The 14282-nt window shown below is 73.7% G+C and carries 17 protein-coding genes; 10 read left to right on the top strand and 7 right to left on the bottom strand.

What is annotated here, in order from left to right:
• Positions 1–86: 86 nt before the first annotated feature.
• The 3 genes from ABTZ91_RS16115 to ABTZ91_RS16105 all read left to right on the top strand — a co-directional run bounded on the left by ABTZ91_RS16115 (position 87) and on the right by ABTZ91_RS16105 (position 2947).
• Complete coding sequence (locus ABTZ91_RS16115; RefSeq protein ID WP_352077773.1) at positions 87–935, top strand: helix-turn-helix transcriptional regulator; 849 nt, start codon at positions 87–89, stop codon at positions 933–935.
• Positions 936–1074: 139 nt separating this feature from the next.
• Entirely contained in the window at positions 1075–2058 is a 984-nt protein-coding gene (locus ABTZ91_RS16110; protein ID WP_352077772.1) for an RNA polymerase sigma-70 factor, read from the top strand.
• 97 nt (positions 2059–2155) lie between these two features.
• Positions 2156–2947, top strand: a complete 792-nt coding sequence (locus ABTZ91_RS16105; RefSeq protein WP_352077771.1) for an NAD(P)H-binding protein — start codon at positions 2156–2158, stop codon at positions 2945–2947.
• Between the two features lie 8 nt (positions 2948–2955).
• On the opposite strand, the gene ABTZ91_RS16100 is transcribed toward ABTZ91_RS16105, so the two are convergent.
• The 3 genes from ABTZ91_RS16100 to ABTZ91_RS16090 form a co-directional block, all read right to left on the bottom strand.
• The gene (locus tag ABTZ91_RS16100; protein ID WP_352077770.1) at positions 2956–3309 is read right to left on the bottom strand and encodes a hypothetical protein; all 354 of its coding nucleotides are present in this window, start codon (positions 3307–3309) and stop codon (positions 2956–2958) included.
• 233 nt (positions 3310–3542) lie between these two features.
• Positions 3543–3941, bottom strand: coding sequence for a VOC family protein (locus ABTZ91_RS16095; RefSeq protein ID WP_352077888.1), 399 nt, complete (start codon positions 3939–3941; stop codon positions 3543–3545).
• A 156-nt stretch (positions 3942–4097) separates the two neighbouring features.
• On the bottom strand, positions 4098–4670 hold the full coding sequence (locus tag ABTZ91_RS16090) for a GNAT family N-acetyltransferase (protein ID WP_352077769.1): 573 nt from the start codon (positions 4668–4670) through the stop codon (positions 4098–4100).
• Between the two features lie 185 nt (positions 4671–4855).
• Here ABTZ91_RS16090 and ABTZ91_RS16085 point away from each other — a divergent pair, with 185 nt between their 5' ends.
• Both ABTZ91_RS16085 and ABTZ91_RS16080 read left to right on the top strand, forming a co-directional pair.
• Positions 4856–5491, top strand: a complete 636-nt coding sequence (locus ABTZ91_RS16085; RefSeq protein WP_352077768.1) for a nucleoside/nucleotide kinase family protein — start codon at positions 4856–4858, stop codon at positions 5489–5491.
• A gap of 44 nt (positions 5492–5535) precedes the next feature.
• Positions 5536–6096, top strand: a complete 561-nt coding sequence (locus ABTZ91_RS16080) for an isochorismatase family protein (RefSeq protein ID WP_352077767.1) — start codon at positions 5536–5538, stop codon at positions 6094–6096.
• On the opposite strand, the gene ABTZ91_RS16075 is transcribed toward ABTZ91_RS16080, so the two are convergent.
• Positions 6068–6928, bottom strand: a complete 861-nt coding sequence (locus tag ABTZ91_RS16075) for a glutamine amidotransferase-related protein (protein WP_352077766.1) — start codon at positions 6926–6928, stop codon at positions 6068–6070. The genes ABTZ91_RS16080 and ABTZ91_RS16075 overlap by 29 nt on opposite strands.
• 96 nt (positions 6929–7024) lie before the next feature.
• On the opposite strand from ABTZ91_RS16075, the gene ABTZ91_RS16070 reads away from it, so the two are divergent.
• From ABTZ91_RS16070 to ABTZ91_RS16050, 5 genes are all read left to right on the top strand, one after another.
• A complete protein-coding gene (locus tag ABTZ91_RS16070) occupies positions 7025–7558 on the top strand; it encodes a tetratricopeptide repeat protein (protein WP_352077765.1) in 534 nt (177 codons plus the stop codon).
• A gap of 184 nt (positions 7559–7742) precedes the next feature.
• Entirely contained in the window at positions 7743–8660 is a 918-nt protein-coding gene (locus tag ABTZ91_RS16065; RefSeq protein WP_352077764.1) for a LysR family transcriptional regulator, read from the top strand.
• Positions 8661–8719: 59 nt separating this feature from the next.
• Positions 8720–9679, top strand: a complete 960-nt coding sequence (locus tag ABTZ91_RS16060) for a hypothetical protein (RefSeq protein WP_352077763.1) — start codon at positions 8720–8722, stop codon at positions 9677–9679.
• A 190-nt stretch (positions 9680–9869) separates the two neighbouring features.
• Complete coding sequence (locus tag ABTZ91_RS16055) at positions 9870–11003, top strand: aminopeptidase P family protein (protein WP_352077887.1); 1134 nt, start codon at positions 9870–9872, stop codon at positions 11001–11003.
• A 167-nt stretch (positions 11004–11170) separates the two neighbouring features.
• Complete coding sequence (locus ABTZ91_RS16050; RefSeq protein WP_352077762.1) at positions 11171–11629, top strand: SMI1/KNR4 family protein; 459 nt, start codon at positions 11171–11173, stop codon at positions 11627–11629.
• A gap of 51 nt (positions 11630–11680) precedes the next feature.
• Here ABTZ91_RS16050 and ABTZ91_RS16045 read toward each other — a convergent pair whose 3' ends face one another.
• The 3 genes from ABTZ91_RS16045 to treZ form a co-directional block, all read right to left on the bottom strand.
• A complete protein-coding gene (locus tag ABTZ91_RS16045; protein WP_352077761.1) occupies positions 11681–12127 on the bottom strand; it encodes a hypothetical protein in 447 nt (148 codons plus the stop codon).
• A complete protein-coding gene (locus ABTZ91_RS16040) occupies positions 12124–12390 on the bottom strand; it encodes a hypothetical protein (RefSeq protein WP_352077760.1) in 267 nt (88 codons plus the stop codon). Before ABTZ91_RS16040 ends, ABTZ91_RS16045 begins: the two co-directional genes overlap by 4 nt.
• Before the next feature lie 88 nt (positions 12391–12478).
• Positions 12479–14230 carry a malto-oligosyltrehalose trehalohydrolase gene (gene treZ, locus ABTZ91_RS16035; RefSeq protein WP_352077759.1) on the bottom strand — a complete coding sequence of 584 codons (1752 nt, stop codon included), beginning with the start codon at positions 14228–14230 and terminating at the stop codon, positions 12479–12481.
• Between the last annotated feature and the right edge of the window lie 52 nt (positions 14231–14282).

Below are 14282 nucleotides of genomic sequence, written 5' to 3'. Positions count from 1 at the left end.
CTCGCGGGCGCACGCCCGTAACCAGTACCCTCCGCCACCACAGGACCGGCAGTCCTGGTACTGACAGGGCCACCCATACTTGCCGCATGGAGACTGTGGACGGGGTGGGCGACCCCAGGCGGGCGCTCGGCGGCTTCCTGCGGGCCCGGCGGGGGCGGATGGCGCCGGAGCGGGTGGGCATCAAGGCGGGCGGCAGGCGAAGGGTGCGCGGGCTGCGGCGCGAGGAACTGGCCCAGCTGGCCGGGATCAGCGTCGACTACTACGTACGCCTGGAGCAGGGCCGGGCCACCCAGCCGTCGCCCGAGGTGCTGGACGCGCTGGCGCGGGCGCTCGGCCTGGACGCGGCCGAGCGTGCCCATCTCGCCACCCTCGCCGGCGACCGGCGCGGATCCGCTCCCGACGCGCGGGTGAGCCCGCTCCTGCGGCGGATCCTGGACGGCATGGCCGGGCTGCCCGCCTTCGCGACCGACCACCGGCTCGACGTGGTGGCGTGGAACGCCCTCGGCGGCGAACTCATCGGCGGCGTCGGCGCCCCCGGGCGCCGCGACCGCAACAACGCCCGCTTCCTCTTCCTCGACCCCGCCGCTCGCCACGTCCAGCCCGACTGGCAGGACCGGGCAGCCGAGGCCGTGGGGCAGCTGCGGGTCGCCGCCGGGCGCTACCCCGACGACGCCGGGCTCACGGCCCTGATCACCGAACTCTCCGAGCGCAGCGCCGACTTCCGCGCCATCTGGGCCACCGGCGAGGTCGTCATGTGCACCGCGGGCCGCAAACGGCTCCGCCACCCGCAGGCCGGGCTCCTCACCCTCGACTTCGAGATCCTGCACGTGCCGGCGGGGCCCGGCGAACCGGGCCTCGTCGTGCACGTGTACGGCGCGGCGGACGGCAGCCCGGACGCCGAGGCCCTCGCCCGGCTCGCCGACCGCGTGAACTGAGCTGAGCTGCGCGTGCGCTGACCTCCGTACGGGCTGAGCTGAGCTGCGCGTGCGCTGACGTCCGTACGGGCTGAGCTGACCTGCGCACGCGCCGGCCTCCGCATGCGCCGACCTGCGGCGCGTGTGGAATTCTTCCCGTGTGACGTCACACGCGCTGCCCTCCTCAGGTTCGGACGAGACCTCCGCCGAGGAGGTCGGGGCCGAGGAGGTCCGGGCCGAGGAGTTCCTTTCCCACCGTGCCCGGATGTTCGGCCTCGCCTACCGCATGCTGGGGTCCGCCGAGGAGGCCGAGGACGTGGTCCAGGACGCCTATCTGCGGTGGCGCGGGGCGGACCGGACGGCGATCGAACGGCCGGGCGCCTGGCTCGCGAAGGTCGTCACCAACCTCTGCCTCACCCGGCTCACCTCCGCCCGCGCGCGCCGCGAGGAGTACCCGGGTCCGTGGCTGCCGGAACCGGTCCTCACCGGCGCCGACCGGGACGGCCGGCCCGGCGCGCTCGGCCCCCTGGAGTCGGCCGAGCTGCGCGACTCCGTCTCGACGGCGCTGCTCGTCCTCCTCGAACGGCTCACCCCGACCGAGCGGGCCGTGTACGTGCTGCGCGAGGCGTTCGGCTACGGCCACCGGGAGATCGCCGGGGTGCTCGACCTGGGCGAGGCCAACTGCCGCCAGCTGTACCGCCGGGCGGTGCGCCGGATCGCGGAGGAGGAGCCGCGCTTCGAAGCGCCCTCGGAGGAACGCTGGGGCACGCTCGTCGAGACCTTCGTCGCGGCCGCCCGTGAAGGCGACCTCGCGGGACTGGAGAAGCTGCTCGCCGAGGACGTGGTGTGGTGGAGCGACGGCGGCGGCAAGGTCACCGCGGCCCGCAGGCCGCTGTTCGGCCGGGAGAAGGTCCTGCGCTTCCTCGCCGGCATCATGCGGCCGGACGGCGGCCTCGGCGGTGTCGCCCTCCTCGCCGTCGAGGCCAACGGCGCCCCCGCCCTGGTGGCGCACCGCGCGGACCGGCTGGTCGCCGTGGCCTCCTTCGAGCTGCGGGACGGTGTCGTCACCGGCGTGCGGGCCGTGACGAACCCCGACAAGCTGGTCTACGCGGAACGGCAGTTCGCCGCGCTGTCACATTCCTGAGCCGTCGCCGGTCCTCTTCGTACCGGACGCGTACGGGACGCGTACGGGACGCGTGTCGTACGAGCGTCGTGCGGCACGAGAGAGGACGGCGACCGCGATGACGACGACTCCGACCACGACCACGATCCTGGTGACCGGTGGCACCGGCACCCTCGGCCGGCTCGTCACCGAGCGACTGCGCGCGCACGGGGAGGGGGAGGGGCGCACGGACGAGGGGGCCGGGCGCGAGGTGCGGGTGCTCAGCCGGCGTTCCCACCCCTACGCCGTCGACCTGCGCGCGGGCGGGCCCGGCCTCGACGAGGCCCTGGCGGGCGTGGACACCGTCGTGCACTGCGCCAGCTCGCCGCGCGGCGGGGACGAGCGGGCGGCCCGGAACCTGGTCGCGGCGGCCCGACGGGCGGGGGTGCGCCACCTGGTGTACATCTCCATCGTCGGCGTGGACCGGGTGCCGCTCGGCTACTACCGGTCCAAGCTCGCCGTCGAGCGGATCGTCGAGGAGTCGGGCCTCGGCTGGACGATCCTGCGGGCGACCCAGTTCCACGACCTCGTCCTCCAGGTCCTGGAGGCCACGGCGAAACTGCCCCTCATGCTGCTCCCCGCGGGCGTCAGCGACCAGCCGGTCGAGGTCTCCGAGGTCGCCGACCGCCTGTGCGCACTGGCCCTCGGCGCCCCCGCGGGCCACGTCCCCGACCTGGGCGGCCCCGCGGTCCGCCCGCTGCCCGAACTGGCCCGCGCCTACCTGCGCGCCACCGGCCGGCGCCGCGCGCTGCTGAACGTGCCCCTGGCCGGGAAGGCGTACCGCGGCTTCCGCGACGGCGGCCACCTGGCGCCGCAACGGGCCGAGGGTCGCGTCACCTTCGAGGACTTCCTCGCCCGGCGCACCGCCTGAGGCGGGGCTCAGCGGAACTCGTGGACGACCTCGATCACGCCCACGATGTGCGCGTTGAACGCATCGAGTTCCTCGGCCGGCACCCACAGCTCAAGGATCGTCTCGCCGCCGGCCTGCCGGACCGGATAGCGGGCCAGGAACTCCGTGTCGACCTCGAAACGGGTCACGTAGCCGACGCCGCTGTGCGGCACGTTCCAGTCCCGGGCGATCCGGACCGCGTAGTCCTCGTTCAGGACCGGGTAGAAGATCGGCTGCTCGGGCAACCGCGGCGGCCACGCCCGCCAGTCCAGCGCGCGCACGAGCTCCAGCTCCTCGGGGCCCGTGGGGCGCCAGAGGGTGGTGGTCGCGCGGCGGCTGGTCATGGCTTCGCTCTCTCTCGTACGGGATCCGGGATATTGGATCCGGGATATTGGATCCGGCGGATCCCGGACATTGGACATTGGATCCCGGACGTTAGATCCCCTGGATGTTGGATCCGGATGTTGGATCCAGGACATTGGATCCGGACATTGGATATTGGATCCGGGATCCGATGCCGGTGGGAGCGGGGACGTTAGCGGGACGCGGGAGCGGGACCACGGATTTTGGCGGGTGCTCAGGCCCCGGCGGCCGGCTGGAGCAGGTCCCAGCGGTTGCCGTACAGGTCCTCGAAGACGGCGACCGAGCCGTACGGTTCGTGGCGCGGCTCCTCCAGGAACCGCACCCCGGCGGCGGTCATCCGGGCGTGGTCGCGGCGGAAGTCGTCGGTGTGGAGGAAGAACCCGACCCGCCCGCCGGTCTGCGCGCCGACGGCGGCCGCCTCCGACTCGTTCTTGGCTCGGGCGAGCAGCAGCCCGGTGCCCTGCCCGCTGCCCTGGGGCCGTACGACGACCCAGCGGCTGCCGTCGCCGCGGTCGGTGTCCTCGACCAGTTCAAAGCCGAGGGCGCGGGTGTAGAAGTCGACGGCCTCGTCGTAGTCGCGCACGACGAGGGTGACGAGGGCGAGGGCGGGCAGCGGGGGAGCGGCCGGAGGGGTGGAGGAGGTCATGGGGTCAACGTAATACGTATGACGGCCGAGCGGCCAACGGCACGACGGTACGACGGCGCGGTGGCGCGGTGGCGGTGGCGCGGTGGGAGGCGAGGCGGGGCGGTGACGCGCGGCGGCGCGCCGTCAGCGCAGGTCGAGGCGCATCAGAACGCGGGGATGGCCCGCGAGCACCGACGTGGTGTCGGCGACGTGCACGAACCCGGCGCGTTCGAAGTTCTTCCGGAGCCCGGGGTAGGCCATGGTCAGATCCACCCGGGCGTCGCCGTTGTCCAGGGGATACGCCTCGACCGCCGGGGCGCCGTGCGCGCGGGCGAACTCGACCGCGCCGGCGATCAGGGCGTGCGACACGCCCTGCTTCCGGTGACCGGGACGCACCCGGACGCACCACAGCGACCAGACCGGCAGGTCGTCGACGTGCGGGATCTTCCGGTTGCGCGCGAAGGTGGTGTCCGCGCGCGGCGCCACGGCGGCCCAGCCGACCGGCTCGTCACCGTCGTAGGCGAGCACCCCGGGCGGGGTCTCGGCGCGGCACAGCTCGGCGACGTACGCCCCCCGGGCGGGGCCGACCAGCTCCCTGTTCTCCTTGGACGGGATCCGGTAGCTCAGGCACCAGCAGACGTTGGCCGTGGGGGACTTGGGGCCGATGACGGCGCGGACGTCCTCGAAGACCGAGGCCGGGCGGACTTCGATGGTCATGACACCACGATGGCACGGAGCGCCCGAGGGGTCGACCACGGGCACCACGGGTACCTCCGGCCACACCCGGCACATCCGCCCCCGCCCCACCCGCCCCAGGGGCCCCAGCCGCGCCGACCGGCCACACCCGGCCACACCGGGCCCGTACGGCGTTCGCCGCCGCCCGCCCGCCTCCCGGTGGGACAATGACCCGCATGGACGCGCGGGACATGGAAGGTCTCACCCGGCGGGCCCGTGCGCTCGCCGGTGACGGGCGGCGGCGGGTGCTCGGGATCGCCGGGCCGCCCGGGGCCGGCAAGTCCACGCTCGCCGGGCGGCTGGCCGACCGGCTCGACGGGCTCGCCGTCCTCGTACCGATGGACGGTTTCCACCTCGCCCAGGCCGAGCTGGAACGGCTCGGCCGCGCCGCGCGGAAGGGCGCGCCCGACACCTTCGACGCGGCCGGGTACGCCGCCCTGCTCACCCGCCTCCGCGCGCCCGAACCCGGCGTCACCGTCTACGCCCCCGTCTTCGACCGCGCCCTGGAGGAACCCGTCGCCGGGGCGATCCCGGTCCCGCCCGAGGTCCCCCTGGTGATCACCGAGGGCAACTACCTGCTCCACGACGAGGGCCCCTGGGCCGCCGTACGGGCGCTGCTCGACGAGGTCTGGTATCTGGACCTGGACGACCGGAGCCGGGTGCCCCGGCTCGTCGCCCGGCACGTCGGCTTCGGCAAGGAGCCCGCCCACGCCGAACGCTGGGTCGCCGAGTCGGACGAGGCCAACGCCCGCCTGGTGGCGCGCGGCAGGGACCGCGCGGACCTCGTCGTACGGATGACCTGAGCCGGTCCGGACCTCATCCGACCGCGAGCCGGTAGCGTGACGCCATGACCCACGCGCCGGCGCTCCTCGTCATCGACATGCAGAACGCCCTCGCCGCCCTCGCCCACCGCGCCCGCGACACCATCGCCGTCATCGCCGCCCTCCGGGCCCGTGCCCGCTCCGCCGGCGTCCCCGTCGTCACCGTCCAGCACCACGGCGGCGGCCTGGAGCCCGGCACCGACGGTTGGCGGATCGTGCCCGAACTCGCCCCGGCGGACGGCGAGACGGTCGTCGCCAAGACCAGCGCCGACAGCTTCCTCGACACCGACCTGGACTCCGTCCTCCGGTCCCTCGGCACCACCGAGCTCGTCGTCACCGGTTTCGCCACCGAGATCTGCGTCGACACCACCGCCCGGCAGGCCCTCAGCCGCCGCTACGACCTCGTGCTCGTCGCCGACGGTCACACCACCTCCGTACGGGACGCAACCGGCCCCTACGCGGCACCCGACGTGTCCGTCGAGCACCACAACGAGATCTTCCGCCACCTCGACTTCCCGGGCCGGTCGATCCGCGTACTGCCGGGCGCGGACGTGGACTTCAGCCCACCGGGGCCTTCGCGTCCGTGACCGTCGCTCGCGTGAGCGCCGCGGCCCCTTCCGCGGCCGCCCCTTCCGCCGCGCTTTCCGCCCCCGCCCGTTCCGCCCCCGCCCGTTCCGCGGCCGCCCGTTCCGCAGCCGCCCGCGCGAAGGCACGGACCACCGGGTGCGGCCGGGTGCCGTCGCCGGCCAGTTCCGGCTGGAAGAGCGTCGCCATGAAGAACGGGTGGCCGGGCAGTTCCAGGATCCGTACCTGCCCGTCCTCGTCCTCGCCCGTGAACCGCATCCCATGCGCCCGAAGCGTGTCCAGGTGGCGGCTGTCCGGGCCGTAGTTGCAGTGGTAGCGCTCGGTCGTCCGCTCGGCGCCGAGCACGGAGGCCGCGAGCGAGCCGGGTGTCACCCGCACCGCGCCCTCGTGGCCGACGAGCGAGCAGGCGAGCGGGGCGATCAGGAGATCGCCGGTGTCGGCCGCCGGGTCGTTCTCGGCGTGCGCGGCCCGGGTCAGACCGCACACGTCCCGGGCGTACTCGATCAGCGCGTGCTGGAAGCCCGCGCAGGTGCCGAGGAACGGGATGCCGTCCTCACGGGCGGTCCGGACGGCGGCGAGCGCCCCCGCCTCGCTGGCGTACGGGCTGCCGGGGATCAGCCACACCGCGTCGAACCCCCGCACCGCGCCCGGCTCCTCCGCGTCCCCGCTCGGGATCCAGTACGCGTCGAGGACGAGCCCGTCGCGCTCGCCGAGCGCGTCGAGCAGCATGGGGATGCGGACGTGGGACTTCACGTGCGGAGAGCGGTCGCCGACCAGGGCGATACGGGGGATACGAGACAGGCGGGCGCTGCTGGTGGGGATGTGCGTGTTCATGGGCACCATCTTTGGCGGGACCGGCGTTCACGTCCAACGATGAAGACTGCATCCGCCATCAGGAACGCTTATGTCCTTCGGGGATAGGGTGCCGCCATGACCACCAGCGACATCGAGGACTGGGAGCGGCGGCTGGCCGCCCTGTGGGACGAGCTCGACACGTACGAGGACCCGGCCGTGTTCCGCGCCCGGGTCGCGGAGCTCGCCGGCGAGCGTCCCGCCGACGACCCCGTCGGCCTCTTCGAGCAGGGCGCCGCCCACGACTCCACCGGGCAGCCCGAGGAGGCCGTACGGTTCTACCAGCGGGCCCTCGACGGCGGACTCGCCGGACTGCGCCGCCGCCGGGCCGTCATCCAGCTCGCCAGCAGCCTGCGCAACCTCGGCCGGCCCGACCGGAGCGTCGAACTCCTCACCGAGGAAAGGGCCCTTCCGGCCGACCGGCTGGACGCCGACGAGGCCGCGCTGTCCGCCGCCGTGGACGCCTTCCTCGCCCTCGCCCTCGCCGACACCGGCCGCGACCGCGAGGCCGTGTCCCTCGCACTGGGCGCCCTCGCCCCGCTCCTGCCCCGCTACAACCGCTCCCTCGCCCACTACGCGAAGGACCTCCTGGCCGGCCCGGACGCTTCCTGACGACCCCGGCGGCGACGCCGAACGACCGCCGTGAGCGGCCCGGCCGGGGCCGCCCGCCCGTAAGCGGCCCGGCCGAGAGCCGCCCGCCCGAGGCCGACCCGCCCGGAGCCGCCCGCCCCGTGGCCCCCCGCCTCAAAGCTCCCGCCCGAGACCCGCCCGCCCGAGAGCAGCCCGCACCCCGCCCATGGACCCGCACCTCCTCCGTACGTACGTCACGGTGGCCCGGCTCGCCTCCTTCTCGGAGGCGGCCCGCGCGCTCGGCTACACCCAGTCCGCCGTCTCCCAGCACATCGCCGCCCTGGAGGGCGACCTCGGCGTGCCGCTGCTGACCCGCAGGCCCGTCGTCCCCACCCCGGCGGGCGAGCGGCTGCTCGAACACGCCGGTTCGCTGCTGCTGCGGCTCGACGCGGCGCGCGCGGACCTCGCGCGGTTCGCCGCCGCGCCCCGGGAGACGCTGACCGTCGCCGCCTCCCCGCTGGCCCTCCACCCCCGTACGCTCGCCGCCCTGCCCGCCACCGGTGTCACCCTGCGGACCCTGCCGCGCGACGAGGTGCCGGCGGCCGTCGCCACCGGAGCCGCGGACCTGGGGCTCGTCGACGGCGCCGCCGCGCCCAGCGACCCACTCCGGCTCCCCGACGTCGCCCCGCTCACCGCCCGCAGAGTCGCCGAGGAACCTCTCGCCGTCGTCCTGCCCGCGGGCCACCCGCTCGCCGGGCGTGGCGGACTCGACCTCGCCGACCTCGTGGACGCCCGCTGGCTGGACGCCCCCGACGCCGGCATCCCGCTCGACCGGCTGCGCGCCGCGCACGGGGGACCGGCCGGGCACGGTTTCCGGGCCGCGCTGCGCTTCGAGGGCACCGACGCCCGTACCGTCGCCGCCCTCGCCGCCGCGGGCCACGGCCTCGCGCTGCTGCCCTTCTCGGCCGCCTCGGCCCCGGCCTCCGTCTCCGCCGTCGGAAGGGCGTGGGACGGAGTCCTGGTGCCGCTCGCCGCGCCGCGCCTGGTCCACCGCGTCGAACTGCTCCACGCGGGCGGCGAACCGCCTCGTCCGGCCGTCGAGTTGGTCCGCCGACTCACCACCCGCCCGGAGGGTGGTCGCTAGGCTGCGGGGGAAGGCGGAGAGAACGGCGGCGCGGACGCGAAGACGAAAGGCGGGGTGACGTGGGGTGGTTCCGGCGAGGGCCCAGGCGGGACGGCGAGGACGCGCCGAGGGACCCCGAGTTCTCGTACTTCTCCGAGCGCGAGGCGGCCCTCTTCCGCGGCGGGGTCCGCGCGGCCTTCGCGGAACAGGGCCTGGAGGTCACCGTCTACGCCGACTCCGTCATCGACGACTCCGGCCGCCGCTTCGGCCTCGGCAACCTCGCCGCCGTCTGCCACCAGGACCCGCGTGGCACCCGCATCTGGCCCCAGCTGATCGCCCGGCACGTCCGGCTCGTGGTCCGGGCGCTCGACGGGCCGTCCGCCCTCGACACCCTGCCGCCCGAGCAGATCCGCGCGCAGCTGTACCCGCGGGTCGTCAGCGGCGAGGGCATCGACCCCGGCACCTTCGCGTACGCGCGGACCGTGGCGCCGGGGCTGTACGAGGTGCTCGCCCTCGACCTGCCGGAAAGCGTCATGACCCTCACCGACGAGGCCCTGGAACGCCTCGGTGACCCGGCCCGGCTGCGCGAGCGGGCCCTGAACAACCTGCGCGGGCTGCCCGTCGAGGGCCACGAGACCGTCAAGGACGCCGACGGCATGCGCTTCGAGGTCATCCTGGGCGACTCCTTCTACACCGCGAGCCGCGTCCTCGACCTGGACGCCGTCGTCCGCCGGGTCACCGGGCGCCCGCTCGGCGAGGACGGCGCGCTCGTCGCCCTGCCGTTCCGGCACCAGCTCGCCTTCCACCCCATCCGGGACACCACGATCGTGCCCGCGCTCGGCGCGATGGCCTCCTTCGCCGCGTCCGGGTACGAGGACACGCCGGGCGCCATCAGCCCGTACGTCTTCTGGTGGCGGGCCGGCACGCTCACCCAGCTCAGCGAGCACGACGAGGAGGACGGCCGGTTGCGGATCGTGGTGGGCGAGGAGTTCCAGGCCCTCCTGGAACGGCTCATCGTGCAGAACCCGGAGGCGTCCTGAGCTCACCACGGGGGCCGGCCGCCTTGGCCCGCGCCCCGGCATTGTGACGCCCGGCTTCGCGCGGCCGGGCCTCGCGCGGCCCGGCGCTGCGGGTCGCGGCCGCCCTGACCGCCCGGCAGGATGCTGTACGTCGAGGAGGAGACCCATGCCGGAGGACCCCATGCCTGCGGACCCCACACCCGAGGACCCCATGCCCGAGAACACCGCCCCCGCCCCGTTCACCGCCGATGACTACCGGGCCCGGATGACGCGCGCGGCCGAATCCGCCGCCGAGGCGGGGCTCGCCGGGATCCTCGTCGCACCGGGACCGGACCTGGTCTACCTCACCGGCTACCAGCCCACCGCGATCACCGAGCGGCTCACCGTCCTCGTCGTCGCCCCCGGACGGGACCCGGTGCTCGTCGTCCCCACCCTGGAGGCCCCGGACGCCGAGAAGGCCCCGGGCGCCGCGGCGCTCACGCTGCGCGACTGGACCGACGGCAAGGACCCGTACGCCGTCACCGCACCGCTGCTCGACATCGACGGCCGCTTCGGCGTCAGCGACAACGCCTGGGCGATGCACCTGCTCGGCCTCCAGCGCTCCCTGCCCGGCACCTCGTACGTGTCGCTCACCGAGGCGCTGCCGATGCTGCGGGCCGTGAAGGACGCACACGAACTGGCCCGGATCGCCGCCGCGGGAGCCGCCGCCGACCGGGCGTACGAGGAGATCCTGCGGGTCCGCTTCGCCGGCCGCAAGGAGACCGACGTCGCCGCGGACCTGGCCCGCCTGCTCCTGGAACACGGCCACTCCCAGGTCGACTTCACCGTCGTCGGCTCCGGCCCCAACGGCGCCAATCCGCACCACGAGGCCGGCGACCGGGTCATCGAACCCGGCGACATGGTCGTCCTCGACTTCGGCGGCCTCAAGCACGGCTACGGCTCCGACACCACCCGTACCGTCCACGTCGGCGAACCCACGGCCGAGGAACGCCTCGTCCACGACATCGTCCGGGAGGCCCAGCAGGCCGGCTTCGAGGCGGTCCGCCCCGGCGCCGCCTGCCAGGACGTCGACCGCGCCGCCCGCGCGGTCATCACGGACGCGGGCTACGGCGAGTACTTCATCCACCGCACGGGCCACGGCATCGGCGTCACCACCCACGAACCCCCGTACATGATCGAGGGCGAAGAGCGCCCCGTCGTCCCCGGTATGTGCTTCTCCATCGAACCGGGCATCTACCTCCCCGGCCGCTTCGGCGTCCGCATCGAGGACATCGTCACCCTGACCGCCGAGGGCACGGGCCACCGCTTCAACAACACGCCGCGCGAGATGGCGATCGTCGAGTGACCTCCACGGCCCGGGCCAACCGGGCGCGGAAGCGTTGCGCGAACGTGGGGTTGCACGACCTCGTGACTGTCCGTCGCTCATGCCATGATCCGCTCATGAGTCGCCCTGCGCTTTCACCCGCCTGGCTGGCCTCGTGGACGGACAGAGTCTCCGAGACGCTCTCGGCAATGACAGGCGAGTTCGAACGTCGGTACGGCTTTCCTCCTGGCATCAATCAGGTCCGGACCGCCGACCGCGAGGACCAAGCCGCGGCTCGCACCCTTGCCCGAGAGAGCCTCATCTCGGTTGACCTGTCGACCTTCTACGGGAGCATCGGTGAAGTCACCTGGGCGGACGTCGGCAACGGCTACTTCCTCGACACCGCAGGTGACGTCCTTCTGCGACTCCAGGAGGACGGCGCCGTCGCCATCGGCGCGGATCATCAGTCCCACGGTCTGGTGATCGGCTCGGATGGAGGCGGCCTCTCCTACGTCGCGGCCCCTGATGGGTCGGTTCACCGGACGCGGACCGCGTCGCTGGACGAACCGGAACTCGACAAGGTGGCCGATGACCTGCGGCAGTTCCTGGAACTGCTTGAGCGAGCACTGACACAATTCATCGCCGACGGCGTGCCGGGATCTCTCTAGATCAGCTCGCGCCGAGGCCCGTATCGAAAGTGAGCTGTTGGCGGCGCCTCGTCAGACTTTCTCGACTCGCACGGAGCGTCCCGCGAGAAGTTGATTCATGTCGTCGGTGTCGGACGTGAAGACGGTTGCCTCAGCTCCCTGCGCGGCCTCCCGCCCGGCCACAGCCGCCAGAATCGCGTCGATGGCGTACTTGTGCCCATGCAGGCCGGCTGTCTTCAGCATGTCGCGTGCCATGGCGATCACCTGGTCGTCCGTGTGTACGACGCGGACCCGGGACAGCGTCCAGTTCCACAATGCCTGCCTCGACGTGTCGCGAGGGTCCCATGCCTCCAAGGTCGTGAGCGCTGAGGTGACGATCGGGATGTCGAGCCGCGGAGCCGTCTTGATCAGCGCGGTCATCTCCCGATCGCCCTGAACTGCCTTGGAGAGGGCCTCGGAGGCGAACACGAACACACGCTGTCGCGGCCGGTGCGGCTTCGCCCGGGCGGTGCGGCTCACGCGGCCTCGTCCGAAGGTGATCGCTGCTCGTCATGCCAGCCGTCAACGGCGGCGATGCGGTCCAGTGCGGCCTGCTGCTCGTCGTCCGTCACGGCGCCGTGTTCTTCCTCAAGGCGTTCGGCCAGCTCGCGCAGGCGGTCCATGGCGTCCTGGTGAGCGGCGGCGGCCGCGATGTAGGCGGACACCCCGCGTGCGTCGACGCGCTCCTTGATCGACTCCACCAGCTCTTCCGGCACGGTGATGGTGATCTTCCGAGTTGCCATACTTCAAGCATGGCATGTGTGGCCACCCGGGGATCCCATGCCGGATGATGCGACTCCTGGGGGCGACACACCCTTGAGGAGGCCGTGCTCAGCCGTCCGTCAGGACCACCGCCGACTCCGCCGCGAGGTGCAGCAGGCCGTCCGGACCCGGGGGGTCCGTGGGGGTCCAGGTGGCGAGGAGGCGGTCGCGGCCGTTGGAGCCGAGGGGGATGGTGGCGGGTTCCTTGCCGAGGTTGACGGCGACGCGGATGTCGCCGCGGCGGAAGACCAGCCAGCGGGCGTCCTCGTCGTAGGCGACCTTCACGCCCGCGAGGTCGGGGTCGGTCAGGTCGGGTTGGGTGCGGCGCAGGGCGATGAGTTCGCGGTGCCAGGCGAGCAGGCGTTTGTGGGGGTCGCGTTCGCGTTCGGCGCGGTCCAGGACGGAGCGGTCGCGGGTGGCGGGATCCTGGGGGTCGGGGATGTCCTCCTCCGCCCAGCCGTGGGACGCGAACTCCCGGCGGCGGCCGCGCCGTACGGCCTCGGCGAGCTCCGGGTCCGTGTGGTCGGTGAAGTACATCCACGGCGTCTTCGCACCCCACTCCTCGCCCATGAAGAGCATCGGCACCGAGGGGCCGGTCAGGACGAGGGTCGCCGCGCAGGCGAGGAGGCCGGGGGAGAGGGTGGCCGAAAGGCGGTCCCCGGTGGCGCGGTTGCCGATCTGGTCGTGGGTCTGCGCGTAGCCGAGGAAGCGGTGTGCGGGGGTGCGTTCGCGGTCGACGGGGCGGCCGTGGTGGCGGCCCCGGAAGGAGGAGTAGGTGCCGTCGTGGAAGAAGACCCGGGTGAGGGTCTTGGCGAGCGCGGCCATCGGGGCGCGCGCGAAGTCGGCGTAGTAGCCCTGGGACTCGCCGGTCAGGGCGGTGTGCAGGGCGTGGTGGAAGTCGTCGTTCCACTGGGCGTGCAGGCCCAGCCCGCCGGCCGGGCGCGGGGTGGTGGTGCGCGGATCGCCCTGGTCGGACTCGGCGATCAGGAAGTGCTGCCGGCCCTGCTCCCTGGCCAGCTCGTCCACGGCCGCCGACAGCTCCTCCAGGAAGGTGAGGGCGCGGTTGTCGGCGAGCGCGTGCACCGCGTCCAGGCGCAGGCCGTCGACGCGGTAGTCCCGCAGCCAGGCGAGCGCGCTGCCCAGGAAGTACGCCCGCACCTCGTCCGAGCCGGGCGCGTCCAGGTTCACGGCGGCGCCCCACGGCGTGTGGTGGGTGTCGGTGAAGTACGGGCCGAAGGACGGCAGGTGGTTCCCGGACGGGCCGAGGTGGTTGTGCACCACGTCCAGGACCACCCCGAGCCCGAGGCCGTGCGCGGTGTCCACGAACCGCTTGAGCGCCTCCGGGCCGCCGTACGGCTCGTGCACCGCCCACGGCGCGACCCCGTCGTACCCCCAGCCGTGCACCCCGGGGAACGGGCACAGCGGCATCAGCTCCACATGGGTGATGCCGAGGCCCGCGAGCTCCCCGAGGCGCTCCGCCGCGGCGTCGAGGGTGCCTTCGGGGGTGAAGGTGCCGACGTGCAGCTCGTACAGGACGGCGCTGCGCAGCCGTAGCCGCGGGGTGTCGTTCCGCCAGGTGTACGTGTCGTGGTCGACGACCGCGGCCAGGCCGTCCGGGCCGTCGGGGAGGCGGCGGGCCCGTGGGTCGGGCAGCGGCGGCCCGTCGTCGAGGGCGAAGCCGTAGCGGTCGCCGTCGGCGGCGGGTGCGGTCCCGGTCCACCAGCCGGGGCGCTCGGCGTCCCGCTCCAGCGGATGACGGGCGCCGTTCAGCTCCAGCGTCACCCGGTCACGGGCGTGCGGCGCCCACACTTCGAACAGCACGCGACGGTCCCCTCGTCGAGAGCGAGCGGATATTGGATCCAATCTTCTGGAT

It is taken from the genome of Streptomyces sp. NPDC126499, assembly GCF_040302485.1.
Lineage (GTDB): Bacteria > Actinomycetota > Actinomycetes > Streptomycetales > Streptomycetaceae > Streptomyces.
The sequence above is the reverse complement of the archived record's forward strand: the minus strand, read 5'-3'. Positions and strand labels throughout refer to the sequence as shown.

What these genes read in the sequence shown, in the direction of transcription:
- ABTZ91_RS16065 (WP_352077764.1), top strand. Translation starts at nt 7,743, where the DNA reads ATGGACCCGCACCTCCTCCGTACGTACGTCACGGTGGCCCGGCTCGCC.
- ABTZ91_RS16080 (WP_352077767.1), top strand. Translation starts at nt 5,536, where the DNA reads ATGACCCACGCGCCGGCGCTCCTCGTCATCGACATGCAGAACGCCCTC.
- ABTZ91_RS16040 (WP_352077760.1), bottom strand. Translation starts at nt 12,390, where the DNA reads ATGGCAACTCGGAAGATCACCATCACCGTGCCGGAAGAGCTGGTGGAG.
- ABTZ91_RS16090 (WP_352077769.1), bottom strand. Translation starts at nt 4,670, where the DNA reads ATGACCATCGAAGTCCGCCCGGCCTCGGTCTTCGAGGACGTCCGCGCC.
- ABTZ91_RS16085 (WP_352077768.1), top strand. Translation starts at nt 4,856, where the DNA reads ATGACCCGCATGGACGCGCGGGACATGGAAGGTCTCACCCGGCGGGCC.
- ABTZ91_RS16050 (WP_352077762.1), top strand. Translation starts at nt 11,171, where the DNA reads ATGACAGGCGAGTTCGAACGTCGGTACGGCTTTCCTCCTGGCATCAAT.
- ABTZ91_RS16115 (WP_352077773.1), top strand. Translation starts at nt 87, where the DNA reads ATGGAGACTGTGGACGGGGTGGGCGACCCCAGGCGGGCGCTCGGCGGC.
- ABTZ91_RS16100 (WP_352077770.1), bottom strand. Translation starts at nt 3,309, where the DNA reads ATGACCAGCCGCCGCGCGACCACCACCCTCTGGCGCCCCACGGGCCCC.
- ABTZ91_RS16105 (WP_352077771.1), top strand. Translation starts at nt 2,156, where the DNA reads ATGACGACGACTCCGACCACGACCACGATCCTGGTGACCGGTGGCACC.
- ABTZ91_RS16055 (WP_352077887.1), top strand. Translation starts at nt 9,870, where the DNA reads ATGCCCGAGAACACCGCCCCCGCCCCGTTCACCGCCGATGACTACCGG.
- ABTZ91_RS16070 (WP_352077765.1), top strand. Translation starts at nt 7,025, where the DNA reads ATGACCACCAGCGACATCGAGGACTGGGAGCGGCGGCTGGCCGCCCTG.
- ABTZ91_RS16075 (WP_352077766.1), bottom strand. Translation starts at nt 6,928, where the DNA reads ATGAACACGCACATCCCCACCAGCAGCGCCCGCCTGTCTCGTATCCCC.